Source organism: Methylomonas sp. 2F7, from assembly GCF_057126975.1.
On sequence record NZ_CP195203.1, the window covers coordinates 2,121,611 to 2,147,255 of the forward strand.

Genomic DNA, 25,645 nt, shown 5'->3' on the forward strand with positions numbered 1-25,645 from the left:
TGGGCTGCTTGCGCCGTTGACTCATGCATTTTGGGCATTTTTAGGCCGGTCATTTACCCAAGACAAATAATACACGGCGCTTTATCGCAATTGGCGTCATTCAATAAAGATGATGTCCAGGAAGGTATGTCAAAACCAGTGTTGACCCGCTTAAGCGCTTAGTAACGGATCTAACTCGTGGTTCATATCCAGCTCATGCAAGTCATCAAACCCGCCTATATGTCGCTCGCCGATGTAGATTTGCGGTACGGTGCGACGCTTGGTTTTTTCCATCATTTGCTGACGTAGTCCAGGTTCGGCATCCACATTGATTTCCGTATAGCCGACGCCTTTGCGATCAAAAAGTTTTTTTGCCATGGTGCAATACGGGCAGAGTTTAGCGGTGTAAATGATAATGTCCGGCATGAGAAAAATTAATAAATGCTAATGAATGCAGGTATTCTAAAGCCACGGCCGGTTTTGCTCAATAGCCATGGCCTTGGCGAGTTGCTCGATTAATAAGCAGGACGCTTCGGGTAAGGTCGCTCCAAACCCCACAATCCCGTCTGCGTGGCCGAGCATGCTGAATAATCCAGTTTGTTGCAGTCTACCTGAGGTAAATAACGCGGCAACGGCATTGGCCATTTCCGGGGTACCGTAGGGCACGTTTGCCGCAGTAAAAGCCAGATTCAGCCGGTCGGTCTGCAACCACAACTCCGGACAGTGCACATGTATCACGGCGTTAATCGCTGGGTGTTGCTGGTAAACGCTGGCATGGGTGAGCGCTTCCGAGGACGGTTGAGATAAGCCGCGCGACTTGATGGCATTACGTTCCGGCGATGCGCTTTCGATCAGCGCATAGTGTTGTTTGTCAAGAACCGGCAAATGTCCGGTTTGAGTGCCGGAGATCAAAAACGCCTGACCGCCGGGAACCAGGCGCCGACTGATGTTGCCAAACCCCAGCCCGGCATATTTTTCGGCTATTTGCCCAATCAGCCGCAAGCGATAAAACAGGCTACGCCAGGCATTGAGTTCGCTGATGTCGATGTCCGCAGCGAACTCGTTATGCTGATGATCAAGGCGATATTTAATAACACCTTCCAGTTCGCTCAATCCGTTTTCCATTCTTATAATGTGTTTTTAAGATTTATTTTGTTATCCAGCCAACGCATGAAACCTAATTTTTTAAGATCCGGCTTTGCCTTTTGTTTGCTGTTTTTGCTGATCAGTTTAAACCTAGCCCACGCCGCAAATCAAAAGCCGGCGATTAAATCCCTATCGCTTGCCGACATACAACAACGTATTCAGACCGTCAAAGACAAGCAAAATCTGCCTGAAGAGCAGAAAAACCGGATTCTGGCCGCTTATCATGAGAGCGAAGACAACCTCAATGAATTGGAGGCCCAGGATAAACAGGCTGAATCGTTCAAGCAGGCATTAAACAGCTTGCCGGTAGAAGTTAAGCAATTGGCAAAACAAATAGCCGAGGCCGAAGCCAATTTGAAAACTCGTAAGCCGGAGAAACTAGCGATTTTTCCGACGGATGAGTTAGAGCAACGGCTGCTTATCGAAAAAACCCGGCTTAGCGATTTGGATGCGGAGATTAGCCGTATCGAAGCCACTTTGGCCGAACTGAGCGGCCGCCCGCAATTGATCAGGGAAAAAGTCTCCGAAGTCAAGAGTAAGCAGGCCTCCAGTCAGCGTGAACAGCAAGTGTTGGCGTCTGAAGCCGGCGATAATCTATATCAAAAAGAAGCCAGGCAAGTGCAGCTGGATAGCCGAATTCGCCTGTTAAACAGCACGCTGAAAACACTGGAACTGGAAAATCTTAGCAATCCTTTGCAATTGCAAACCAATAAAGATCGTGTCCATCTGTTGACCTTGCAACGCGAGCAACAGAGCTTGGTGATTGCCGACCTCGATAATTTCCTGCTTGAGCGGCGTCAGCAGGAAACCGACAAAGAACAAGCAGCGTTATTGCAGGCGGAAAAAGAAGCGGAGGGCAAGCATCCGTTAATTCGCGCTGCCACGAAAGAGAACATGCAGTTCAACCGCAGTTTGCAGGAAATCAATAAAAATACGGAGCTGTACTCGCTCCAGAAAAACGAAATCGACGTCCGCTACAAACAACTGGAAAAGGACTTTCAAAGCGCCGAGCAAAAAATCAGCCTGGCGGGTTTAAGTCCGGCCTTGGGTAATTTACTGCGCGAACAGCGCCGTAATTTGCCGCAACGCAAACAATACAGCACCTTGAGCGACGAGATTCAAAATCAGATTGCGCTGGCGAGTTTGGAAATGTTCAAGCTGGATGAAGCCAAAAAAGGCCTGGTCGATATTAATCAACTGTTGTTGACGCGTATTGCCCAGTTGCCGGAGAACACACCGGACGCGGAAAAGCTGAGGGTGCGTACCGAGCTGCGGATGTTGCTGAACGATCAGAAAGATCTGGTGGCAAGACTGGCTAACGGTTACAACGAATACGGCCGCGTGCTGGGCGATGTCGATTTTAGTTTGCAGCAAATGCTGGGTATAGCCGACAAATTTAGCGCGTATTTGGATCAACGCTTGCTCTGGGTGCCAAGTGCCCCGGTTATCGACAAATATTTCCTGCAAGATATTTTCTCCTCCTTGCTGTGGTTTATGAGTCCTGGGAACTGGCTAGGGGTGCTGAGCGGCTTTTGGGGCAGTATCACTCATTTGCCGCTGTTGGTACTCGGTGGTTTGAGTGTCGTGATATTCCATGGGCGCTTTCGTGCCGGCGTCAAGCAGCGCTTGACGGAGCTGTTAGGGAAAAAAGCCGTCAATCAAGAATTTGCGGAAATTTTATCCAGCTTGCTATATCTGTTATTGCTCTCCTTATCGGGTCCATTGCTTATGGCCTGGATGGCTGGTGTGTTGATATTGAACGTTCGGGCCGATCTGTTTAGCCATGCTTTTGCCGAAGGCCTGACCGCCACCGCTGTGTCCTTGTGCATAGTGCAATTCGTGTTTCGTTTGTTTAAACCCGGCGGTGTCGCCGACAACTTGTTGCAGTGGCCGCAACATGCGGTCCAGTTACTTTACGCGCAAATGAAATGGGCGCGATTCGTGCTCGTACCTTGCGTGTTTATCACCGCGATGACCGGTAGCGATTTGTTTTCGGAACACAGTCATGCGCTGGGTAGAACGGCAATGATCGTGATGATGTTGATGATGAGCTACGTGTTGCATCGCCTCACGCAACCCCTGACCGGCTTAGGCAAAAATTTCTATCAACAATCCGATGGCTGGCTCAGCAGTTTGCGTTACCTCTGGTACGGTATCGCGGTCTTGACGCCGCTGGTCATCATCGGCTTTGCGGTGGCGGGCTACTACCAAAGCGCATTGGAGTTGCAGGAAAAGTTGCTACTAACGCTACGCTTGATTTTTATCACCGTATTGTTCCAGGGCTTGGTATTGCGTTGGTTGCGCAACACGGAACGGCAATTGGCCTTAAAAAATGCGCGACAAAAACGTAAACAGGTCGAACAAGCTGCCGTGAGTAGCGCCAACTTGGAAGGGGGCTATCCGGTCGAGGAGCAATTACTGGATATTTCCAAAATCAATCAGCAAAGCCATAAGTTATTGACCACGGTTGTGATGGTGATCATGTTGATGGGTTTCTGGATGATCTGGAGCGATATTTTGCCGGCCTTGACAGTGTTCGATCAGGTCGTGCTGTGGCAGCATAGTGAAATGGTGGAAGGTAAAGAAACATTACAACCCATCACTCTGATCAATTTGCTGATTTGCTTAGTGTACAGCGGCCTGGCCTTTGTGTTTGCCAGCAATTTTCCAGCCTTGGTGGATTTGGTAACCGCCGGCAAGTTCGCGATGACCGCCGGCAGTCGTTATGCGTTGATCCAGTTAGTGCGTTATTCCTTAATAACCATCGCCTTTCTGGCGGTTGCCAAAGAGCTGGGCGGCAGTTGGTCGCAAGTGCAATGGCTGGTGGCTGCGCTGTCGGTGGGTTTGGGTTTTGGTTTGCAGGAGATTTTCGCGAATATGGTGTCGGGCATTATCTTGTTGTTCGAGCGGCCGATTCGCGTTGGCGATACGGTGACGGTCGGCGATGTGACCGGCCGGGTCAGCCGCATTCAAATGCGAGCGACGCATATTGTCGATTGGGATAGAAAAGAGTTGGTGGTGCCGAATAAAACCTTTATTACCGACCGTTTGATCAACTGGACTCTGTCGGATACCGTCACCCGGGTGGTGGTGCCGGTCAGCGTGGCCTACGGCACCAGCGTGGCAATGGTGGAGGAAATTCTGGCCGATGCGGTAAAAAGCGTAGAGCAAGTGCTGAGCGACCCGGAACCGTTGGTCATCTTTGTCGGCTTTGGCGATAGTGCCCTACAGTTCAAAATTAACGTATTCGTCCGCGAACTCAGCGATAGGACAGTCGTTACCCATCGCCTGCACACAAAAATTTACGAAGCTTTGCTGGCCCACCATATCGAGATACCTTTTCCGCAACGCGACGTGCATATCCGCTCGGTCGCGAAAGGGATATTGAACGAATGAGGTGCGGTTTATTAGCCGATTTCAATATAAAGCCATTCTGTAATAAAATGGCCGCCCTTTGAATCTCGATTTGGCTCTTTACTATGCGTTGTCCGTTTTGCTCTGCACAAGATACTCGGGTGATCGATACCCGCTTGGCCGACGACGGCGATCAAGTCAAACGTCGCCGCGAATGCGTGGCCTGTAAAGAGCGGTTTACCACCTTTGAAGTGGTTGAATTGACCTTGCCGCGCATCATTAAACGCAATGGCGCCCGGCAAAGTTTCGACGAAGCCAAGCTGCGGTCCGGCATGCAGCGGGCCCTGGAAAAGCGCCCGGTACAAGTGGACGCCGTCGAAGCGGCGCTTAGCCGCATCAAAAAAGCCCTGACGGCGAAGGGCGAACGGGAAATTCCGGCTCGCGAATTGGGCGAACTGGTGATGCAAGAATTGCAAACACTTGATCATGTCGCTTTCGTACGCTTCGCCTCGGTGTATCGCAGCTTCCAGGATGTCTCCGAATTCACCGCGATGATCGAAAATCTGCAAAAGCATGACGCCTAGTCAAGACGCGGCCTATATGGCGCGCGCCGTCAAATTGGCGGAAAAGGGCAAATACACAACCGATCCCAACCCCCATGTCGGTTGTGTGTTGGTCAAAGACGACAACGTGATTGCCGAGGGCTGGACGCAACGCGCCGGATTTGCCCATGCCGAAGTCGATGCGCTGGCTAAAACAGATAATGCGCGGGGCGCCACAGCCTATGTCACATTGGAGCCTTGCAGCCATCATGGTAAAACCGGCCCTTGCAGCGACGCGCTGATCGCTGCCGGGATCAGCCGGGTCGTGGTGGCGATGCAGGATCCCAATCCCCTGGTGGCTGGACGCGGTTTGCAAAAACTCCGGGAGGCAGGCATTGAGGTGCTGGTCGGCGTCTTGCAGCAAGAAGCAGAAAAGCTAAACCAAGGCTTTTTTAAACGTATGCAGCTGGGTTTACCGTGGATACGCAGCAAGCTGGCCATGAGCCTCGACGGCCGTACCGCGCTGGCCTCCGGCGAGAGTCAATGGATTACATCCGCCCAAGCCAGGCAAGACGTACAGATCTTGCGGGCGGCCAGCAGCGCAATTGTCACCGGCATCGATACAGTGTTGTACGACGATCCGCAATTGAATGCGCGCGTCGATTTCGATGCGGTGCAGCCGGTCAAAGTGGTGCTGGATTCGCAATTACGCATGCCCTTATCCGCCAGGCTGTTGGACAATGCGGTAGATGTGTGGATTATTACCTGTAGCGACAACGCGCTAAAACAGCAGAAATTACGCGACGTGGGCTGCAAAGTCTTTCAGGTCGATGCGCGGAACGGGCGCGCAGACTTGGTACAGGTTTTTAAGTTGCTGGCCGAGTTACAAATCAACACGGCTTGGGTGGAGGCCGGCGCCACGCTGAATGGTGCGCTGCTCAATAGCGGACTGATCGATGAATGGTTGATTTACATGGCGCCGTGTGTGTTGGGCGATCAAGGGCGCGGCCTATTTAGTCTGCCGGGCATGCTGACCATGCAGGATAAAAAAACACTGCGCCTGATCGAAGCCCGGCAAATTGGACCGGATTTAAGATTACGCTATCAAGCAAAAACCGATTGAAACGATGAAAAGTATTATTGTCATGACATTGGTATTTAGCCTGCTGCCTGCTTCGGCGACGGCGGATGAGGACGATACCCCGGAAACCAGTACCTTGCAGATTCAAGGCGGCAAATTGATTGGCGAAAAGCACGAAATCGAAATCTACGATTATCATAGCGGCACCTATCAAACCGTTGATGTTTATCGTAAGCCGGCTAAGTCGCTAAAGAAAGACCCGCCCCCCCACGCGCCAAAGCAATCCTCCGAGCCAGCGCCGCGCTGATCGTTACGGACATTTTTACTTTTATAGAGTGATAACCATGTTTACCGGGATTATTTTAGCCATCGGCAAAATCAAGACCATCCAGCCTAAAGGTGGCGATTGCCGGTTAATTATCGATACCGGCAAGCTGTCGTTGAGCGAATGCGCCTTGGGCGACAGCATTGCGGTGAACGGCGTTTGCCTGACCGCCGTGGAATTGGGCGAACATTATTTTTGCGCCGACGTCTCCAACGAGACTTTATCGCGCACCACCTTAAAGACAGCAAGTACCGGTACGCCGGTTAATCTGGAGCTGGCGATGACGCCGTCCAGCCGCCTGGGCGGACATATCGTCAGCGGTCATGTCGATGGTATCGGCAAAGTGGTCGAGAAGCAGGCCGATGGCCGCTCGATCCGCTTCAAATTCAAGGCGCCGGATTCGCTAGCCAAATACATCGCCGAAAAAGGCTCGATTTGCATCAACGGCATCAGTCTCACCGTCAACACTGTCGACGGCGCGTATTTTTCCGTGAACATCGTGCCGCATACCTTACAAGAAACCACCCTGGGTAGCACCGAAGCCGGCAACGAGGTGAATCTGGAAGTCGATTTGCTGGCCCGTTATTTGGAGCGCTTGATGAAAGGCGAAACCGCAGCTTATAGTCAAGGCGGTGTCACCGAGGCCTTATTACAAAACGCAGGCTTTATTAAATGAATAGCATAGAAGAAATCATAGCCGACCTTCGCCAAGGCAAAATGGTCATCATCATGGACGATGAAGACCGGGAAAACGAAGGCGATTTGTTGATGGCGGCGGCCTTTGCCCGGCCGGAAGACATCAATTTCATGGCCAAATACGGCCGTGGCCTGATCTGTCTGACCTTAACCCGTGAACGTTGTCAGCAGTTGCGTTTGCCGCTGATGGTCAGCGACAACAATACGCCTTATACCACCAATTTCACCGTATCGATTGAAGCGGCTACCGGCGTGACAACCGGTATATCCGCCGCCGACCGCGCCTTGACCGTGCAGGCGGCGGTAGCGAAAAATGCCCAGCCGAGCGATCTGGTGCAGCCCGGGCATATTTTTCCATTGATGGCGCAAGCCGGTGGCGTGTTAAATCGGGCTGGTCACACTGAAGCCGGTTGCGATCTGGCTAGGCTGGCGGGTGTTGAGCCGGCGGCGGTGATTGTCGAAATCCTGAACGACGACGGTTCGATGGCGCGCCGGCCCGATCTGGAAGTGTTTGCCGAACAGCACAATCTGAAAATCGGTACCATCGCCGATTTGATCCACTACCGCATCAAACACGAAAATACCCTGGAGCGGATCAGCGAATGCGTCTATCCGACCGAATTCGGCGATTTTAGATTGTATGCCTACCAGGATTGCAACGACGATAATGTGCATCTGGCCTTGGTGATGGGCAATGTCGCTGGCGACGAACCGGTGTTGGTACGTGTCCACGCCCGTAATTTGATCGACGATTTATTGTTTTCCAAGCGCAGCGATTGCAGTCTGCCGGTGCGGGAAGCCTTGAAAAATATCGCCGAAGAAGGGCGCGGTGTGTTGGTGATTATCCGCCAGAAAGAAAACAACAAGGATTTAGTCGAGCTGATTCACGCCTATCAAATGCAGGATCATGGCGTCAAAAACAGTCAGGATTTAAGTGCCGATTCGGATTGGCGCACCACCGGGGCCGGGTCCCGCATCCTCTCGGATTTGGGAGTAAGGCGTTTAAAGGTGATGGGTGCGCAGAAAAAATACATAGGCTTGTCCGGCTTCGATTTGGAAGTGGTCGAGCATATCGATGCGACGCATTGATTTTGATTTTAAAAGATTTCAATCATTCAACAACAGGTAAACAGATGGCAACAGTCACGACTCTGGAAGGCAACTTTTCCGCGCAAGGCGGCAAGTTTTGCATTGTTTCTTCGCGTTTCAACAGTTTTATTGTCGAACAACTGGAAGGCGGCGCGATCGATGCTTTGGTTCGTCATGGCGCGGATAAAAACAACATTACCCTGGTAAAAGCGCCGGGCGCGTTTGAGTTGCCGATGGTGGTGCAACGAATTGCTGCCAGCAAAAAATACGATGCAATTATCGCTTTGGGCGCAGTCATTCGCGGTGGCACACCGCATTTTGAATATGTGGCTGGCGAATGCGTGAAAGGTATTGCGCAAGTTGCATTGCAATATGACGTGCCGGTGGCTTTTGGCGTGTTGACGGTGGACAGCATCGAACAAGCGATCGAACGCGCCGGTACCAAAGCCGGTAACAAAGGCGCGGAAGCTGCTTTATCGGCGATAGAAATGGTCAGTCTCTTTAATAACCTGGGTCTTTAATGAGTCAAGCAAAAACCAACGCCAGAAAGTGCGCGGTACAGGCGCTGTATCAATGGCAAATGTCCGGCGAGAGCCTGATCCGTATCGAAACCTATTTTCTGGAAGAAGAGCATCTGAAAGGCGCGCAAAAAACTTATTTCAGCGAGCTGTTTCATGGCGTACCGAAACAATTGGATGTGATAGACGCCGCGCTGGCCGAGTTCGTCGATAGGCCGGTCGAAAAAATCGATCCGGTGGAACGCGCTATCCTGCGCATTGGCGCATACGAGCTGATCAACCGCTTGGAAACCCCGTACAAAGTCATCATTAACGAAGGCGTCAATCTGGCCAAGGATTTCGGCGCCGACGGCAGTCATAAATACGTGAATGGTATTCTCGATAAAGTCGCGCAAAAACAGCGCGCCGTCGAGATAGCCGCCAAGCAGGCGAAAATCCAAAACTGATGGCGGTCGCCGAATTCGATCTTATCCGCCGCTATTTTGCGGTGCATGCCCCTCGGCATCCGTTTAATCAATTGGGCATAGGCGACGACTGCGCGCTAATGAACATTCCATCCGGCTACCAATTGGCCGTCACCGCCGATACCATGGTCGAGAATGTGCATTTTTTTGCTGACGCGGATCCTGAGCTGCTGGGTCATAAATTATTGGCGGTTAATCTAAGTGACTTGGCGGCAATGGGTGCCGAGCCGTTCGCCGTGACATTGGCGTTGACCTTGCCCAAAGTCGATGAAACTTGGTTACAAGCTTTCTCGAATGGCTTTATCAATCTGGCTCGGCAACATAATGTCGATTTGATTGGTGGCGACACCACGTCCGGACCGTTGACTTTGACGGTGCAAGCGATGGGGGTGCTGCCGCAGGGTAGGGCGCTATTGCGTTCCGGGGCCCAGGCAGGTGATCTGATTTATGTCACCGGTCAACTGGGTAATGCCGGTTTGGGTTTGAAAATTAAACAAGGTTATGCCTGCTCCGATCAGGAGTTGGCTTTGCGTTGCTTTAACCAACCACAGCCGCGGGTGTCGGAAGGCTTGGCGCTGCGCGGCGTCGCCAATGCCTGTATCGATATTTCCGACGGACTAGCTGCCGATTTGGGGCATATTTTGGAACAAAGCGGCGTTGGTGCGTGTTTGCAATGGGACAACTTACCGCTATCCGCGTCAGTGAGAGAGTTTATCGAGCACAGCGGCGATTGGCGCATGCCCTTGATTGCCGGCGATGATTACGAATTGTGTTTTACTGTGTCGGCGGATCGTTCTCAATCATTGCCTGCGGCTACTTGTGTGGGGCGTATCGAGGCCGAGCCGGGTTTGCGGATGAATAGGGCAGGGTTTGTGGAGGCATTCGAGGTGAAGGGTTTTGAGCATTTTTCTTAAGGAGCATTACGGCAACGCACGTTTGAGTGCGTTGCAAATCGTCAAAGACCCTACCTTGTTTCTGGCGTTTGGTTTCGGTTCCGGTTTATCCAAAACCATGCCCGGCACGATGGGTACGCTCGCCGCTATTCCGCTATACCTCGCTTTGCTGCAAACGAATGAGTGGATTTATCTAACGGTAACGCTGGTCAGCGTTTGCATCGGTATCTGGATTTGCGATCAAGCCGCTAAAAAATTGCAAGTCCATGACTTCGGCGGTATCGTTTGGGATGAAGTAGCCGGATTTTTGATTACGATGACCGGCATAACCTTTTCCTGGCAGAGCTTATTGGCGGGTTTTGTGTTGTTCCGCTTGTTCGACATCGTCAAGCCTTGGCCGATCAAATGGCTCGATAAGCACGTGCACGGTGGATTTGGCATTATGTTGGACGACGTGGTGGCAGGCGTCTTTGCCGCCTTGATTATGCGCCTCTGGTTTGATTTTTCAGTTTGAACTGAATTAACGATTTTTTAACAGTCAGTGTTTTTTGGCATTGTTCTCATTTGACCCATGATAATTCATGCGACTAAAATCCATGTCGGTTTGGGGGACTGATTGAAGGCTGCGTTGCGGAAAATATTAAGCCTCAAGCCTAATAAATATACAAACAATTAGGAGGGCTTTTTATGAATACACGATGGTTATTCGCTGCTTCACTTTTGATGCTGGCCAACACCGGTGCGGCAATCGCCGATAAAGATGACAATAAAGGGGTGGGGCATGCCTGTCGGGGTTTGCCCAATCACGCCACATTAAAAGCTGCACTTGACGACGCAGTGAGTGCGGAGGAAAGCGGGCTTAATTTGCATATGTGGGCCACATTAGTTAATCGTGACGGCGTGGTTTGTGCCGTAGCGTTTTCCGGCACCAATCGGGGCGCACAGTGGCCGGCCAGTCGCGTTATCTCAGCGCAAAAAGCCAACACAGCCAATTCGCTCAGTCTTGATTCTTCCTCAGATTCTGCTGGTTCCGGCAAGCCCAATGGTTTGGCGTTATCGACAGCGAATTTATATTCAGCGGTACAGCCTGGTGGTAGTTTATTCGGACTTCAAGAGAGCAATCCAGTTGAAACCGGCGTTGCTTACGGTGGAAATTCAGGCTTAAACGGTACTCCTCAAGATCCTATGGTTGGGTCAAAAATTGGTGGCATTAATGTATTCGGTGGTGGCCTAGGCTTGTATTCAGTGGGTAAAACGCTGGTCGGTGGCGTCGGTTTAAGCGGCGACACATCTTGTGCCGATCATAATATCGCCTGGAGAGTCAGGCATAATCTGGGGCTTGACCATATCGTCGGCGTCGGGGGAGTGAGTGGCGACCCACAGCGTCCTGATAATATCGTTTATGACATTACCACCAATCCGAACGGAGGTACCGGTGTTAGTGCAAATGGTTTCGGTCATCCGACCTGTTTAAATACCGATCTGAGTACAGCGGATTTGCCAGCCGGCCAACCCTAATAATCAGATTTTAAAAGCAACAGCAAGCACATAAGGAACTTATCTGTTGGCATTATTTAACAAATAGCATGTTTATTGCTTGCTAAATAATTTAAGGTCTGTATAATAAGTCAAATCAATCGCGGGGTGGAGCAGCTTGGTAGCTCGTCGGGCTCATAACCCGAAGGTCGTAGGTTCAAATCCTGCCCCCGCTACCAGATAACTGATTGATTCTTAAGGATAATAATCATAAAGCCATCGGTTTAACACGTTGAAAAAACGCCACAGGGCACCGTTTAGGGCACATGTGGATTTTTTCAAAAAGGTTCCAGAGAACCTGTGTTACACCGAGGGCTTTTTTTATGTCCGCAATAAATTCAAAACAAACCCCATCAACATCACGACCAGAACCTGGTGCTGATGTCCAAACGTTCAAACAAACCATCACTCATATTGATCAAACTTCGCAAGAAGCGTTTGATTTAATCGAATTATTTTCAGATTTGCTTATTTGCGCGTCTGAAAGTTCAAAATTTCATACCAACCCACGCCTTTTACGTAATGCGCTCCAGGCAATACACTCAATTGCCGGTGATGCACAGAACACCATCAATTGTTTGGCTGAGGATGTTGGCTGCAATTATTCGGAAAGCAGCCCCTTGGTCTTCGATAGGTTTCCACAGGTCGTGGAGCCGTTAACTAGCCGCGGGGTGGAATGACATGACCACTATTCCTAAAAGGCAACACAACGCGGGTCCGGTCGTTTCTTGTGTCAATTCAGATTATTTCCTATTTGACCGGTTTGCGTATTGTCCTTCATGCGGTGATCCTGAAGGGTTTTTCTTGCCTGCTGAGGTTTATCCGTATTTTCCCGACGGCGGTAGCGTGCAGTGTAAGACATGCGGCGCCTACGACCACCCAGTCATTCGACTTTGGACTGTTCATCATCCTGACAATCATTTGTTGGCCTCTCCCGGCTTTCCCACAGAGGGTGAGGCGCGGCGCTTTGGCAACGTTTTTGGCCTGACAGGGTATTGCCTTCGAGATTTGCGCTGCTTTTATGTTGGCGAGGGTGATGACGATCCACGAAAACGCATACTTTATTCCCTGTCACGTGGCCGAGACGTATATGAGCGATTGCTTGAATCGCTGCCGGTAGACTCTGATCCGGAAACATTGCGACAGCTTGCGTTATCACTCGACCTGAGAGACTACGCTTTGCCGCAATTTTCGGCAGCTTTCAGCGAAGAGAGGCCAGCCTAATGGCCACCATCCGAAAAATTGAACGCCAGTCGGGTGTCGTCTATAAAGCGATCATCACCCAGCGCGGCATTGCAATAAAATCCAAAACCTTCACCCGCAAAGGCGATGCGCAAGCCTGGGTAAAGCGCATCGAGTCTGACCACGAAATGACGGAGGCCTTGGGCTCGCGCGGTGCTGGTTTGCGGTTTGCTGATTTGGTCGACGAATACATGCGGCAATGGCAAGGCAAGGACGCGGTCAACCAAGCCAGGCGGGCCCAGTATTGGCAAGCTTGCCTGGGTGACTATAAGTTGGTCGACATCAGCGCGGATATGATCCGCCAACGGCTTAAAGCTTTTGAAGCGGGCAAGGTGCTGCGTGGCGATGGCGCCGGCAAGACCAAAGCAATCAATCGAGACCGTTCGCCGTCTACGGTCAATCGTTATCGCACCGTGCTGTCGGCGATTTTCAGATATGCGATTTTCGAGGGTTATGTTGTTGCCAACCCGGTCGCCCGGGTGGCCGCTCGCAAGGTTAACAACCAGATTAATCGATTCCTGGATGAAGGCGAACGGGTACGGCTGCTGGCGGCGTGTCAAAAATCAGACTGGGATAAGCTGCATTTGTTGGTGTTGATGGCGCTGACTTCCGGCATGCGTAAAGCCGAAGTGCTTAACCTCCGCTGGAGTGACATCGACTTCGATAACAACCTGGCCAGGTTGGCAACCAGCAAAAACGGCGAATCCCGCTGGTGTCCTCTGCCTGACTTTGTTGTGGACCAGCTACGGCCGCTGCGCCAAGTCGGTGTCTCGCTTATCTTTGCCAGCGAGAACAAGCCAGAACGACCGTTCGAGTTCAAAAAGCATTGGGATAAGGCATTACGAGAAGCGGGAATCGAAAACTTCCGGTTTCACGATTTACGCCACAGTGCCGCCAGTTTGCTGGCCATGTCCGGCGCTTCCCTTTATGAGGTTGGCGAAGTGCTAGGCCACAAATCCACCCAAACCACCAAACGCTACGCGCACCTATCCACCGAGCACAAATCGAAGCTGGTCGAGCGGGTGATGACTGCGGCAATCCGCCAGAAATAACAGGAGAACATCATGAATACAGAAAACCAAGAACATAACAACAATAGCGATCTTAATACCAGAGACCTGATAGATCTATTTGATGACATAGTGATTAAAACCGAGCGGGCGCGTTGCATTTTGGAGTTAGTTTTTAGTGCGATGGAGAACAGCGAATTATTACCAGCAATTGGGGTAGTAATAGATGAGTTGACGGCCATCGACCGCAGCATTAAGGCTTGGGATAGCCACGAAACCCCCAACGCATAAGGAGTAACCACCATGTCATTGTCCAGACCAGAATCAGACCCTTTCATATTCACCAACGTTATCGAAGAATTAACCGAAATGCTGTCGGAACGCCTGTGGCATGACGAAGCTATAAAGGACCGGCTTGCCATGGCCGCGCAGGTCGATGCCGCCCGCGCGGCATCGGCGGAACTAAGTTCAATCCTTCAGACCGAGGGGCAACAAGACGCTTTCAAATTTATCAATGCTATCGAAGAATTGACCAAAACGTTGTCGGCGCGACTATGGGCTGACGACACCATAGAAGATCGATTTGTTTTGGCAGCCTTGGTCGATGGCGCCAGAATGGCGGCGGCGAAGCTGCATCAAATAGTCGAAGCTGTCGAGCCGCGTTATGCTTCGGAAAGCGAAGCCGACGCCTAACGGTAAACCGCTTGCAGTTGTCTACTTGTAACTTATAATCCACAATGTATCAAATTGAAGACTACCAGGCCGCCGATGGGCGGCTACCCTTCAAGGATTGGCTGTCAGCCTTGGCGGATAGACAAGCGAAAGCTCGGGTATTAACCAGGGTGCAACGCATGGCCGCCGGTAATCTCGGCGACTGCAAGCCCATACAAGACGGCTTATGGGAACTGCGCATTGATTACGGTCCCGGCTATCGCGTGTATTACGCGCAGGCCGGGGCCAAGCTGCTGCTGTTACTAATCGGTGGCGACAAGCGCAAACAACAGGGAGACATCGACAAAGCCGTTGCCTATTGGAAAGACTGGAAGCAGAGAACAGACCATGAGTGAAGCATCAAAACCACACGACCAAACGGTTATCGAGCTATTACGCGAAGATCCTGATTTTGCCAATGAATATCTAGCGGCAGCGTTAGAAGAGGTTGACCAGCCCGGTGGCCGCGAAGCGTTATTGGCGGCACTACGCCAGATTGCGGAAGCGCAAGGTATGGCGGAAGTTGCCGAGCGGGCGGGTATTAAACGCGAAAGCTTATACCGGGCCTTGTCGCCCAAAGGTAACCCCACCATCAAAACCCTGCTAGCCGTTACTAAGGCGGTCGGGCTGAAACTATCGGTACATCGCCAGACGGCAGCATGACCGCCCAATTTAACCCACCCCATCCGGGCAGTATTTTGAAAGAGGACGTTTTACCCGAGCTGGGTATTGGCGTTACCGATGCGGCTGCGCAATTGGGTGTATCCCGCGTGGCATTATCGAGGGTCATCAACGGCAAGGCGGCGATCAGCGCAGAAATGGCGATTCGATTGGAAGCGTGGACCAGTGGCCCGACTGCCGAAACGTGGGTGCGTATGCAGGCCGAGTATGACCTATGGCAGGCTCGCCACAAACCACGCCCCAATGTCACGCCGGCGCCTCGACCAGAGGCGGCGTAACCTGTTTTACCAAGCCTAGATCGGCCAATCGAAAAGCGGATTTCTCACCCGCCTGGCTTGGTAACTATTTGTGAGAGTGACACTTGAGAGGTGTTAATGGACGATAACGTATTAGATTGGATTAAACAAAACGGCTTACCTTGGGGTGCTAGGCATTTATTTGTTTATGATGATCCCGTTGGTTATGGGTACGATCATTGTTTTGATTTAAATGATCATGAATTTGATTCTGTTAGGAAAGTTTTAAATAGCAAAAAAGTAAATTTAATACCACCGTTGTGCGAGCTAGATGGAATATTAAACAGTGACGAGCAATGGATGGCATTTTCATTTGGTTTGTTGTTGGCTGGATTTAATTGGTCATCATGCGAGGCAAAAAAAGACGCTGAAATAATGAGAGAGAAGAAGCTTATTTACCAAGAAATTAGTTCAAAATCTATTGAGTTCTCGGCTTTGTTGATTAAGCATTGTCCGTTGAGGCCTGATATTCCGCTGATGACTCGCGCGGCTAAAATCCAAAATAATTTACATCAGAATGGTGAGTTTTGGCGCGGATGTTCTTATGAAAATGAGTTTGCTAAAGAGTTTTCTAAGTTGCTCATTAAGTATGGTGCAGATGTTATGCCATCGGTAGCTGCTTTAGTCATGGCAATAGGTGGTTGGATGGATGAATATAATAATGATGATTCAGGATTTGATCCTTTGAAGTTTTCGTCAAAGCGTGGTGCAGGTGATTTCGTTAGAGGTTTTGTTAATACGTTGCGTAAGCTAATTGATGATGGTCATTTGCCGAATAAATTAACAAATCTATCTAAATCAAGTTTGGAGAACATAACTAACATTTTTTACCCTTTTACAACTATAAAGACCTCAAATTATATTAATCATGATTGGACTCCAAAACACAATAAAAACTAATATTTTTAATTAAACGGAAAAATACGCCTGTTAAGCTTGACACCGTGGGCCGCAGTTTTCCGAAAAATTAAGCTAATAAAATCAATTGGTTAGGAAAATATTTTTTAGTAAAAAAATCCCCTATATATTTGTAAGCAATTGAATATTATAGGAAAGATATGTCTGTAAACATCTTTCTAATCTTTCCTTTTATCTCATCTTCGCCTCCGTTATCTTGCACCAAGCGTCGTCAACCGCGCCGGGACATTACAAATCAACGGGGGGTACTCATGAAAACAAATCAAACCCATTGATACTCCCTCGCTTGATTCCTGAAACTCCTTGACTGCCTTTGTATTCTTTAATCTGCGCGACAATATGCGCAGGCGCTTTGAGTCGCTTCCAAATTTCAACACCATGAATATTAACGAGGGATAACTATGGAAAAACAACCAAGCAACTATACCGGCGCTTGCGACGGTTTTAATGATGCTTCTCTAGGGGAGATTCTTATTCTTGAAAAATTCCAGGAAAAGTACGCCGACAAGTTCACACCCGGTCAATTGACTTGGTTCATGCGTAATCGCGCGCGCAATGGATTGTCGAAGTCCGGCGCGGTGATTTTGTCGGCCAGAAAGTTTTACATCAACGAGCCATTGTTTACGAAGTGGTTTGCTAGTCAAAAAGCCTAATTCTCTTTCAGACGACTTATCAACGTGGCCGCGCGGATTGCGGTCGAGTCGGACCGATGGCAAATGAGAATGGGTGATTTTGATGATGAAGTTTAAGAACTGTTACAAAAGGCAGGAACCTATGTGGCAATGCCGGCGATGCGGCGGCACCTGCAAAAAGCGCTCAATGCGTGATGGGTATTGCGCGACTTGTTTGCGGGGTAACCGGGTGGCATTCGTTACCGCGCATTACAAGAGGTTGTCCAGTGCCAACAATTGAATCCAGACTTGAGTACGCGTCGAAATATGCGGCGCTGGGCTGGCCAGTATTGCCGTTGCACTGGATTACCGAGCGGGGTGTATGCAGCTGCGGCAAAACTTATTGCCGGTCCGCTGGCAAACATCCGCTATTGCAGAAAGGGCTGCTTGATGCCGCTACGGATACAAAGACATTAAATGCCTGGTTTAAAAAATGGCCGAAAGCCAATATCGGCATTCGAACCGGCGCGGCATCCGGTATTTTTGTGCTAGATATCGATCCTCGGCATGGGGGTGATGATGCGCTGGAGCAGTTGAAGGGCGAACTAGGCTCTATTCCGGATGATGTTGTACAAGACACGGGTTCGGGCGGTAGTCACATATGTTTCAGATACGCCGGCCCGGAATGTCGGTCGACAACCAATTTTTACCCAGGTATCGATCTGCGCGGAGATGGTGGTTTTATTGTCGTAGAGCCATCAAATCATGTCGCTGGCGGCGATTATTTTTGGGATGGCGCATCGCCTTTGGACGGTGCAAAATTGCCAGAGTTGCCCCGTAAATTGCTGGCAAAGTTGCGCGATAAAAAAAACGCGATGAAGCATCCGCCGGAAAACGCTAAGCTTTTGCCGGTGAGCGAGGTTAAGAGAATTCGGGCGGCATTGGGGTTTATTTCGGACTTTGACAGCCGAGACCAGTGGCGCGCCATAGGTATGGCGTTACACTCAACTGGGGCATGTGATCAGGCCTTTGGGTTGTGGGTTGTGGGTTGAATGGTCGCAGCAGTCGGATAAGTTCAACCTGGCTGATCAGCGGCGAGTTTGGAATTCATTCAAGCCGGGTGGCGGGGTAAACCTGGCTACCTTGTTTGGCATTGCCAAAGGCTACGGTTATTCGCCGCCGGAGGTATCTCGACCACCTGAGCCGCCTTTGTCGGTTTATGAGACTGAAGCCACTCAGACAGAAGCATCAAAACAAGCGCAGGCAAATAAACCGAAGCGTAAACCCAATACGGTGTCGTCCGGCAATACCGAGCAATTTCAGCGCTTTGTGTTTTTGAAAAATCATAATCGGATATTCGATACCGTGACGCGCAACGAGTTGAGTCGAGACGGTTTCGACGGTGCGTTTCTGCATGTCTTTCCTGATCACAAACCATCGGCTGTTTTTCTAAAAAATCCAGCCACTATCAAGGTTGACGGTCTGATTTATCTGCCTGGCGAAACGGATAACCCGGTTCATCGTGACGGTGCGGTGCTTTGGAATATCTGGCGCGATCCTGGCGTGAGTTTGCCTGATGAAGCGACATGTGAGGATGTGGAACAGTGGCTGGAGCATCTGAATTACTTGTATCCCAACCAAATTGAGCAGACCCATATCTTGAACTGGATGGCGAGTACTTTGCAACGGCCACAGTGCAAGATCAATCATGCCTTGTTGATTGCGGGAACTTCGCGTGTTGGTAAGGACATGTTGCTTAATCCGCTGCGTTACGGTCTGGGCTCTGCAAATGTTTGTGAGCCTCCGGCGGGTGAGTTGAAGGAATCATTCACCGATTATCTGCATCATTCCAAATTGGTTATCTTTCAGGAGATTCAAACATTCGAGGGTTTGAACCTGGAAAACAAACTGAAACCGATGCTGGCAGCGCCGCCGGATATGCTGCGGGTGCGCTTGTTCGGGCGGGGATTTTACGAAACACCGAATATTGTTCAGGCCATCTTTATGTCCAACTATAAAGATGCCTTGCACATATCCGAGGGCGACGGCCGCTATTTTGCGGTATGGACCGATGCGGTACCCAGACCTAAGGAATATTACAACGACCTGGCGCGGTGGCTTGATGGTGGTGGCAATGGTCTGGTGGTTCGCTGGTTGCTGGATCGTGACCTAAGCGACTTCAATCCCAAACAACCAGCCCCTCTGACTCAGTTCAAATCCGAGCTGATTGGCACCAGCAAGTCACCGCTCAAACACCAGATTGAGGACATGATTGCTGCGGGCGATTATCCGTTCAACGTTGATTGTGTGCGGTCTATCGATGTGGCTAAAGCCATGCGCGATAAATACAGCGCCAAATCTATCGGGGTGGTGATGGCTGAGCTCGGATGTTTGCAGATGATGTGCAAGCGTGCTACCGGTAAACGCGAAGCGGTCAGCCTGTTTGCGGTGCGGGATATTGATGGGTGGCGGCAGCGATCGGCTATCAAGTGGTTGGATGAGTATGACGCACGAAGAGAATAGTATCCATGTTCACTCATTTATCGGGTTTGGCTGGACGGATAACGGGACGGCTTTAACCCTTGCGTGTTCTGGGCTAAGGGGCTATGCGTCCACTTGTCCACCTATTTTTCATACATGTAAGAGATATAGAGAATAACGGCGAAAACAGGACGATTATGCAGTTACACGAAAGGAAACAATACCGGAAAAATCAGTAGACAAGTGGACGGATTGCAATCAAAGCCCGATGCGGCGCGGCTTTCAGCCGTCCACTTGTTGAAAAATTACGGTTTATCCGTCCAGTTATCCTGGCCTGCTGTCCAGGGGTGGGGGGTGAAAAGTCAAAAGCAACCCCGGCCTAGACCGATAGCGATTAGTTTTTTGCAGGGCCGCGAGTTTTGGGAGGGGGTATAGCAATGGGGAGGGTGGGTCAAAACTCTAGGCCGTTCCGCTTCCTTTGCGTCGCCCTAGCTAAATTTTCGCCGGGGGATTATTAAATAGAAAAAGCCCACTATGTGATTGATATTAAAACGAAAGATAATTTTGATTTTTTTTGATAAATCTTTCGTTTTAACGCTAAAGGCGGCGTGCTATGTTGGCATCAACCTCTGCCGGAGTGATTCCGGTAAGGCAAGCGAACCAGTGAGATGCTGGCCGCGATCAGACAAACCCTCTGCTGCGAGATGTAGCAAAAGCACATGTCAATCGTATTGTTTAAACCACGATTTTAATCGACGGCTTTCTGTCGTCTTATGTGCGAGAAACCTATGAAAAATTGGTACAACTTGAAGAACTTAACGGCCACAACCGCCAAAATCTCCATTCACAATGAGATCGGCTATGGTGGCATTACGGCGGCAGAATTCATTGCCGAATTACGGGCGCTGGGTAACGTTACCACGCTAGAACTTAACATTCATTCCCCTGGCGGCAGCCTGTTGGATGGCTTGGCGATTTATAACGCGCTGAAAAACCATCCGGCCAAAATATTGGGCCATGTCGATGGCCTGGCGGCCAGCGCGGCCTCAATTATTTTGATGGCCGCTGACCGGATCACCATGCCGGAAGATGCTTACCTCATGATCCACAACGCCCAAGGCAGTGCCTTCGGCGACGCGGCGGAACTGCGCGACATGGCCGCATTAATGGAAAAGCTCCAGGGCAGTGCCGCCGACATCTATGTGCGGCGCACCGGCCTGGACCGCCAGACCGTTCTTGACATGATGGCCAAAGAGAGCTGGTTATCAGCAACGGAAGCTAAGACGTTAGGCTTCTGCGATGAGGTTATAGGTCGTGTTGGCTTGGCAGCCAAAGCCCGGTCCTTTGACCACCGCTTCAAGATGTCGCCCATGAGTGAGCCGGACTTCGATGAATTGGAGAATGAGCGAGACTTTGAACGACTGCTTAGAGACTTGCATTTCACCAAGCGTGAAGCAACCGCCTTTGTGAGCAGATTGAAAAACGTGGTCAATCGGCCCGCAGTCGACAACGGCGACGACGAAATTGTGGAGCGATTGGAAAATTTAAAAATACCCAAATCGATCCTCAACTAAACACATTTTTTACAGGAATTATATTTATGAAGACATTTAAATTTATCGGCCTTTGCATGGCTTCCTTAGGGCTGCTGGTCCTAGCTTTCAATGTTGGTGCCGCACCTCATGAGGTCGCCGCTGGACTGTCCGGACTGGCCTCGCTGGATCATAGCCCGTTATTCACTGGCTTGCTGATGGCGGGCACGGTCGGCAACTCCGACGCGGTTATGAAAATGCTGGACGGCGTGGAAAAATCGATTGCTGACTTCCAAATGAAAGCCCAGCGCGAGCTTCAGGAATCTGGTCGGGTCTCTACCGAAACTAAGAATGCACTAGATGATGTCCAGTTGAGGCAGCGCGAGTTTGCTGACAGGCTGTTAATGTTAGAGCAAAAAGGCGTAGCCAGGGCCGATGGCGGCAGTTTTAGCGGGCTTTCTAAAGGTTGGGGTGGTCAAATCGTTAACAACGCTACCTTTAACGAGATGATGCGCGGGGGCCGGGCGCGTGCGAAATTCGATATTCAGAATAATACGTTAACCGGTAGCGGTAATATTGGCGGCGTCGACCGTCGCCCCGGCATGCTGCCGGGGGCCTTTGCGCCGCTGCGCGTTGAGGATTTATTCCAGCATTTTCCGACAGATTCGCCGTTGATTGAATACAGCCGTGAGAACGTGTTCACCAATGCCGCCGCAGAGACCGCTGAAGGGGGATCGGCGAGTGAATCCAGCTTAACTGTCACCCTGGTTCAACAACCCGTATCGACCGTAACGCATTTTATGAAGGTCAGCAAACAACTGGCGGCGGATAACGCCCTCATGGCCGCGTACATCAACGCCCGCCTGATGTACGGCGTTCAACGCCGTGTTGATGCACAAATTGTGAACGGTAACGGTACGGCGCCGAATATGAGCGGGTTGCTGCAAACCGGGAATTTCAGCGCGCACGGCTACACCGCCGCACAGGTCGGCACGCCGTTGCCAAAGCATCGCTTAATCCGCAAGGTGATTGCAGATTTGCGCTCAGCGGGCTATACGCCGAGCGCCATATTGCTTAATCCGGCGGACTGGCTAGCGTTTGACTTAGATCTGTTGTCCTCCACGCCGGCGGCCGTCAGCTCAAGTGATATTGCCAATGGCTTCCAGCAGATGTTGTTCGGTGTGCCCGTCGTCGAGACAAGCTCGGTGACAATCGATACCTTCGCGGTTCTCGATGCCTTAGCCGCTGCATCGATCTTTGATCGGCAGGATGTAGGGATTGAAGTGTCAGATAGCGATGGCGACAACTTCACCAAGGGCTTGCTTACTGTGAAAGCCGAGCGCCGCCTGGCGCTTGCTATCGAGCAAACAGGGGCAATTCGCGGCGGTGATTTAACTCCAGCGTAATCAACTTGTAACCGGGTTATGGCTTAGGTCGTAGCCCGGCCATTAATGGATGGAGAGCTAGTATGAAATTCTTAGAAAGTATCCTGAAAAAATCGCGAATTATCGATGAGCTGTTTCAGAACGATTTGCAAGAACGCTCGGACGACAGACAGGCTTGTGCTGAAAAAATCCAGAGTTTATCCAAAGCGTTGCGTGATTTGCCAACCGATCAGCTTGCGCAAGCCGAGAAAGAGGTTGCCGACTCGACGCTTAAACTAGCGCAAGCCCAGCGCAAATATAGTGAGCTGGCCACGGAGATCGAAGGCAGACGGCGCAAACTGTTGACCACTATTCAGGCCGAGGAACAAAAGCTACAGCAGTTGAAACCCCTGATCATCCAACAGGCCGTCAATAATCTGCATGAACGGGTACAGTCTGCCGGTCCGTTAACGCCCAATAAAACGGGCCTGCTCAACGGCATATATGAAGAATTGCGCGCCTTGCCCCTGGTTGTCGATGACAAACGCTTGCTTTCATGTATTGCCGATATTGACGGCCGCATCCAAGCGATTTTTAGCTAAATGCGCCAGTCCAACAAACTCGCTGGCGATCATATCAATAGCGAGATTATCAACACGGGCGTTATCGGCCGACCACCCTGGCAACGCGCCGGGTTTTTTACTTATGGCGACTATTGGTTTAACAGGAACAAATCCAGCAGGCCAGCAGGTTGCCACTTCAAATTAGCGTGATCAGTTATAGGATGATTATATGAAAACAATACGCTTGTGCGGCGATCTTGAAAAATTTAAACCGGTCTGGACATTGGACGTTAAAACCCCAGCCGAAGCATTGCGCGCTATCAGTGTGCAGCGGGAGGGTTTTTTAGCGGAGTGCGATGCCGGGCATTATGTAGCGGTGCTGGTGGATGTTGCTGACCAGGGGCGTTGTTGGCAGGTGACTGGCGATAACGCGCTAGATCCTTGGGCCGATGAAGAGCTTTGGATTCTGCCAACTGTCGGCGGGGAGCTGCCAGTGCCACTTGTTGCGGCGGCGTTTGCAGCGGTCGGGGTAACTGTTGCCAATTTCACAATTATTACAATGGTAGTCAATATGGCAATATCGCTGGCATTGTCGGCGGTTGCCAATATGATTACGGGCAAAAAGAAAAACACCCCGGCCTCTCAACAAGAGCGGCCCGAAAACAAACCCTCATTCATTGCAGACGGCGTAGTCAACCTCACCGCCGCCGGCCATCCGCATCCCATCCTCTTTGGCGAAGTGCCCGATTGCGGTTGCATGATTCTGTCGTCGGATTACTGGGTTGAGGATGTTCCGGTATGATTTAAGGCGCCTGGCTGCAATGCGGGCGGCTTTTGTTTTTATCAATGTAAAATAGACGGTGCGGGCGGCTTCATCAGGACACAATCAATTTGCAGCCAAGGGCTTCGACAATCTTGGCTATCGTTTCAAAGCGCGGATTGCCGTCGTCGGCCAAGGATTTATAAAGGCTGGCTCTTGTTACGCCGGCTTGCTTGGCGACTTCGGTCATGCCTTTGGCGCGCGCTGCCGTGTTTAGCGCGTGGATAAAATCGGAGACGTCGCCATTGGCTGCGGTTTCACGCAAAAAGGCTTGAATATCTGCGTCGGTTTCCAGGTGTTCAGCAATATCGAACGCGGTGATGCTTTCATTCATGGTCAATTCTCCAGGCTTTTTAATAGGGTTTGGGCTTTTTCAATATCCCGGTCTTGGCTAGATTTATCGCCACCGGCTAATAGCAGAACAACCTGCTGATGGCGAATCGTGTAATAAACCCGCAGACCTGCACCAAAGAAGCAACGCAATTCAAACAAATCGGCAGATAGCGGCTTATAGTCGCCAAAGTGGCCGTTTTCCATTCGCGCCAGGCGCGACAATAATTGGTTTTTGACCGTCCTGTCCTTTAATCCGGATAGCCAGCGATTAAATGTCTGGGTGCTTTGCAGTTCGTATTTCATGTCCTAATTTATCTTAAAGGAAACACGTGTCAAGCGGCATAAGCGAGTTTTGTTGTCGAGCACGCGAGGCTGTAGCTGTTAAATTGTGGGTGGATTATTGATAATCGCGCGTTACAAGTCCGGCATCGCCACCCATGTTACTCTCGATAAGGCGGGGTGAATTGTCGGTAATTTGGTTATTTAAGACCGTGATTAGACCATCGGTTTTTTTACCCGAGGGCGCAAGACAGGGCACAATTTAGGGCACATCGAAACTAAATTTAAACGCGTTGAAACACGCTTGACCTTCGGGCAGTTTCTGTTATCCTATTGATCCTAAGGAAGTTTCAACGTGTTTCGTTGTGCTTAAGGTGTTATTTGAGGGCGCTCATAACCCGAAGGTCGTAGGTTCAAATCCTGCCCCCGCTACCAGACAAATGAAAGGCTTAGGTTTAACGACCTAGGCCTTTTTTGTTGCTTGTAAGTTTCATGTAACCCCGCTTAGGACATCCAAGTGCTTCTTCACCGTCGATCCAACAGCAAACTGGTATCGAACGATACGGACTACAACACTGGTCAACCGTTTTAGCTTGATGAAGCATCCTTGCTTGCAATGCCTTTATTCCTGATTTTCTTCTTGCGTCTCGGTTACCGTTGGCTCGGTTGCATAGTCTTTGGAATCGACATCAGTTTGCTCGCATTTGCCCTTCAATAATTCGATAGCGCCAGGCCAACAGGACGCTTCGACGTAAGACTTGGCATACCAAAGAAAGGCTACGCCAGAGCAGTCTTCATGGACAATCTTCGCGGGAACGCTGACATCGTCTTCATAAACTCTTTCCACTTTGCAAAAGTAAACAGGTTCAGACCAGGCTGTATTCGTTGTCAGAGATATAAGGGCCAGAGCAGATATTTTTTTAAGAAATGTCATCTTTTTATCCAAAAATGCTAAAGAGTAGTTTCAATATTCGGATTTACCATGTTCAAAGTCAAAATTTACATCTGATTTTTTACACAAAATACCGAATATTCGAGGGTGTGTTCGGCGACAATTACCCTGTCCGGTTTGACGACAACTATCTTGACCGGTTGACTGATACCAAGGACAACGGTGAGTTTCACTTTGATAGGGAGCTCACTCTTGCCTGGAAAACGTATCACTCGACATCAAGAGAGTT

General features: G+C 50.4%; 32 protein-coding genes and 1 tRNA gene. 28 read left to right on the forward strand and 5 right to left on the reverse strand.

All coding sequences use genetic code 11. The features are described 5' to 3' along the window. Positions 1-150 precede the first annotated feature (150 nt). A complete protein-coding gene (gene grxC, locus ACR64Q_RS09630) occupies positions 151-405 on the reverse strand; it encodes a glutaredoxin 3 (protein ID WP_020481580.1) in 255 nt (84 codons plus the stop codon). A 36-nt stretch (positions 406-441) separates the two neighbouring features. Next, on the reverse strand, positions 442-1,104 hold the full coding sequence (locus ACR64Q_RS09635) for a class II aldolase/adducin family protein (RefSeq protein WP_313734492.1): 663 nt from the start codon (positions 1,102-1,104) through the stop codon (positions 442-444). A gap of 45 nt (positions 1,105-1,149) precedes the next feature. Between ACR64Q_RS09635 and ACR64Q_RS09640 the strand changes: the two genes are divergently transcribed. From ACR64Q_RS09640 to ACR64Q_RS09775, 28 genes are all read left to right on the forward strand, one after another. Continuing rightward, on the forward strand, positions 1,150-4,521 hold the full coding sequence (locus tag ACR64Q_RS09640) for a mechanosensitive ion channel domain-containing protein (RefSeq protein ID WP_313734493.1): 3,372 nt from the start codon (positions 1,150-1,152) through the stop codon (positions 4,519-4,521). Positions 4,522-4,604: 83 nt separating this feature from the next. Continuing rightward, positions 4,605-5,063 (forward strand): transcriptional regulator NrdR, encoded by a 459-nt coding sequence (gene nrdR / locus ACR64Q_RS09645; RefSeq protein ID WP_020481577.1) that lies wholly within the window; start codon positions 4,605-4,607, stop codon positions 5,061-5,063. Beyond that, complete coding sequence (gene ribD / locus ACR64Q_RS09650) at positions 5,053-6,144, forward strand: bifunctional diaminohydroxyphosphoribosylaminopyrimidine deaminase/5-amino-6-(5-phosphoribosylamino)uracil reductase RibD (RefSeq protein ID WP_026600632.1); 1,092 nt, start codon at positions 5,053-5,055, stop codon at positions 6,142-6,144. The genes nrdR and ribD overlap by 11 nt, the downstream gene beginning before the upstream one ends. 4 nt (positions 6,145-6,148) lie before the next feature. Next, positions 6,149-6,409 carry a hypothetical protein gene (locus ACR64Q_RS09655; RefSeq protein ID WP_026600633.1) on the forward strand — a complete coding sequence of 87 codons (261 nt, stop codon included), beginning with the start codon at positions 6,149-6,151 and terminating at the stop codon, positions 6,407-6,409. A gap of 37 nt (positions 6,410-6,446) precedes the next feature. After that, positions 6,447-7,103 carry a riboflavin synthase gene (locus ACR64Q_RS09660; protein ID WP_020481574.1) on the forward strand — a complete coding sequence of 219 codons (657 nt, stop codon included), beginning with the start codon at positions 6,447-6,449 and terminating at the stop codon, positions 7,101-7,103. Continuing rightward, positions 7,100-8,212 carry a bifunctional 3,4-dihydroxy-2-butanone-4-phosphate synthase/GTP cyclohydrolase II gene (gene ribBA, locus ACR64Q_RS09665; RefSeq protein WP_026600634.1) on the forward strand — a complete coding sequence of 371 codons (1,113 nt, stop codon included), beginning with the start codon at positions 7,100-7,102 and terminating at the stop codon, positions 8,210-8,212. Before ACR64Q_RS09660 ends, ribBA begins: the two co-directional genes overlap by 4 nt. A gap of 44 nt (positions 8,213-8,256) precedes the next feature. Then, complete coding sequence (ribH, locus tag ACR64Q_RS09670; protein ID WP_313734494.1) at positions 8,257-8,733, forward strand: 6,7-dimethyl-8-ribityllumazine synthase; 477 nt, start codon at positions 8,257-8,259, stop codon at positions 8,731-8,733. Next, entirely contained in the window at positions 8,733-9,176 is a 444-nt protein-coding gene (gene nusB, locus ACR64Q_RS09675) for a transcription antitermination factor NusB (protein WP_020481571.1), read from the forward strand. The genes ribH and nusB overlap by 1 nt, the downstream gene beginning before the upstream one ends. After that, on the forward strand, positions 9,176-10,108 hold the full coding sequence (gene thiL, locus ACR64Q_RS09680; protein WP_026600636.1) for a thiamine-phosphate kinase: 933 nt from the start codon (positions 9,176-9,178) through the stop codon (positions 10,106-10,108). The genes nusB and thiL overlap by 1 nt, the downstream gene beginning before the upstream one ends. After that, positions 10,092-10,601, forward strand: a complete 510-nt coding sequence (locus tag ACR64Q_RS09685; protein ID WP_026600637.1) for a phosphatidylglycerophosphatase A family protein — start codon at positions 10,092-10,094, stop codon at positions 10,599-10,601. The genes thiL and ACR64Q_RS09685 overlap by 17 nt, the downstream gene beginning before the upstream one ends. A gap of 173 nt (positions 10,602-10,774) precedes the next feature. Continuing rightward, a complete protein-coding gene (locus ACR64Q_RS09690; protein WP_026600638.1) occupies positions 10,775-11,605 on the forward strand; it encodes a heme-binding protein in 831 nt (276 codons plus the stop codon). A 120-nt stretch (positions 11,606-11,725) separates the two neighbouring features. Then, positions 11,726-11,802, forward strand: a tRNA-Met gene (locus ACR64Q_RS09695). A gap of 144 nt (positions 11,803-11,946) precedes the next feature. After that, complete coding sequence (locus ACR64Q_RS09700) at positions 11,947-12,303, forward strand: hypothetical protein (RefSeq protein WP_081733734.1); 357 nt, start codon at positions 11,947-11,949, stop codon at positions 12,301-12,303. A gap of 1 nt (position 12,304) precedes the next feature. Next, entirely contained in the window at positions 12,305-12,847 is a 543-nt protein-coding gene (locus tag ACR64Q_RS09705; RefSeq protein ID WP_081733735.1) for a hypothetical protein, read from the forward strand. Continuing rightward, complete coding sequence (locus ACR64Q_RS09710) at positions 12,847-13,917, forward strand: tyrosine-type recombinase/integrase (protein WP_313734496.1); 1,071 nt, start codon at positions 12,847-12,849, stop codon at positions 13,915-13,917. Before ACR64Q_RS09705 ends, ACR64Q_RS09710 begins: the two co-directional genes overlap by 1 nt. Positions 13,918-13,929: 12 nt before the next feature. After that, complete coding sequence (locus ACR64Q_RS09715; protein WP_026600640.1) at positions 13,930-14,166, forward strand: hypothetical protein; 237 nt, start codon at positions 13,930-13,932, stop codon at positions 14,164-14,166. A 12-nt stretch (positions 14,167-14,178) separates the two neighbouring features. After that, entirely contained in the window at positions 14,179-14,568 is a 390-nt protein-coding gene (locus ACR64Q_RS09720; protein ID WP_026600641.1) for a hypothetical protein, read from the forward strand. A gap of 44 nt (positions 14,569-14,612) precedes the next feature. Beyond that, on the forward strand, positions 14,613-14,942 hold the full coding sequence (locus ACR64Q_RS09725; protein WP_313734497.1) for a type II toxin-antitoxin system RelE/ParE family toxin: 330 nt from the start codon (positions 14,613-14,615) through the stop codon (positions 14,940-14,942). Beyond that, positions 14,935-15,249: an addiction module antidote protein gene (locus ACR64Q_RS09730; protein WP_026600643.1), complete on the forward strand. Its 315-nt coding sequence runs from the start codon at positions 14,935-14,937 to the stop codon at positions 15,247-15,249. Before ACR64Q_RS09725 ends, ACR64Q_RS09730 begins: the two co-directional genes overlap by 8 nt. Beyond that, a complete protein-coding gene (locus tag ACR64Q_RS09735; RefSeq protein ID WP_026600644.1) occupies positions 15,246-15,545 on the forward strand; it encodes a HigA family addiction module antitoxin in 300 nt (99 codons plus the stop codon). Before ACR64Q_RS09730 ends, ACR64Q_RS09735 begins: the two co-directional genes overlap by 4 nt. Positions 15,546-15,641: 96 nt before the next feature. Then, positions 15,642-16,463 carry a hypothetical protein gene (locus ACR64Q_RS09740; protein WP_026600645.1) on the forward strand — a complete coding sequence of 274 codons (822 nt, stop codon included), beginning with the start codon at positions 15,642-15,644 and terminating at the stop codon, positions 16,461-16,463. A gap of 419 nt (positions 16,464-16,882) precedes the next feature. Continuing rightward, entirely contained in the window at positions 16,883-17,134 is a 252-nt protein-coding gene (locus ACR64Q_RS09745; RefSeq protein WP_026600646.1) for a hypothetical protein, read from the forward strand. Positions 17,135-17,379: 245 nt separating this feature from the next. Beyond that, positions 17,380-18,144 carry a bifunctional DNA primase/polymerase gene (locus tag ACR64Q_RS09750; RefSeq protein ID WP_313734498.1) on the forward strand — a complete coding sequence of 255 codons (765 nt, stop codon included), beginning with the start codon at positions 17,380-17,382 and terminating at the stop codon, positions 18,142-18,144. Further along, a complete protein-coding gene (locus tag ACR64Q_RS09755; RefSeq protein ID WP_026600648.1) occupies positions 18,134-19,615 on the forward strand; it encodes a DUF5906 domain-containing protein in 1,482 nt (493 codons plus the stop codon). The genes ACR64Q_RS09750 and ACR64Q_RS09755 overlap by 11 nt, the downstream gene beginning before the upstream one ends. Before the next feature lie 746 nt (positions 19,616-20,361). After that, entirely contained in the window at positions 20,362-21,147 is a 786-nt protein-coding gene (locus ACR64Q_RS09760) for a head maturation protease, ClpP-related (protein WP_026600649.1), read from the forward strand. A gap of 26 nt (positions 21,148-21,173) precedes the next feature. Then, positions 21,174-22,511, forward strand: coding sequence for a phage major capsid protein (locus ACR64Q_RS09765; protein ID WP_313734499.1), 1,338 nt, complete (start codon positions 21,174-21,176; stop codon positions 22,509-22,511). Positions 22,512-22,573: 62 nt separating this feature from the next. Then, the gene (locus ACR64Q_RS09770) at positions 22,574-23,071 is read left to right on the forward strand and encodes a hypothetical protein (protein ID WP_026600651.1); all 498 of its coding nucleotides are present in this window, start codon (positions 22,574-22,576) and stop codon (positions 23,069-23,071) included. Between the two features lie 190 nt (positions 23,072-23,261). Further along, positions 23,262-23,834 (forward strand): tail assembly protein, encoded by a 573-nt coding sequence (locus ACR64Q_RS09775; RefSeq protein ID WP_026600652.1) that lies wholly within the window; start codon positions 23,262-23,264, stop codon positions 23,832-23,834. 73 nt (positions 23,835-23,907) lie between these two features. Here ACR64Q_RS09775 and ACR64Q_RS09780 read toward each other — a convergent pair whose 3' ends face one another. The 3 genes from ACR64Q_RS09780 to ACR64Q_RS09790 form a co-directional block, all read right to left on the reverse strand. Continuing rightward, the gene (locus ACR64Q_RS09780; protein ID WP_026600653.1) at positions 23,908-24,186 is read right to left on the reverse strand and encodes an addiction module antidote protein; all 279 of its coding nucleotides are present in this window, start codon (positions 24,184-24,186) and stop codon (positions 23,908-23,910) included. 2 nt (positions 24,187-24,188) lie between these two features. Then, the gene (locus ACR64Q_RS09785; RefSeq protein ID WP_026600654.1) at positions 24,189-24,488 is read right to left on the reverse strand and encodes a type II toxin-antitoxin system RelE/ParE family toxin; all 300 of its coding nucleotides are present in this window, start codon (positions 24,486-24,488) and stop codon (positions 24,189-24,191) included. A gap of 598 nt (positions 24,489-25,086) precedes the next feature. Next, a complete protein-coding gene (locus ACR64Q_RS09790; RefSeq protein ID WP_026600655.1) occupies positions 25,087-25,398 on the reverse strand; it encodes a hypothetical protein in 312 nt (103 codons plus the stop codon). Positions 25,399-25,645 lie beyond the last annotated feature (247 nt).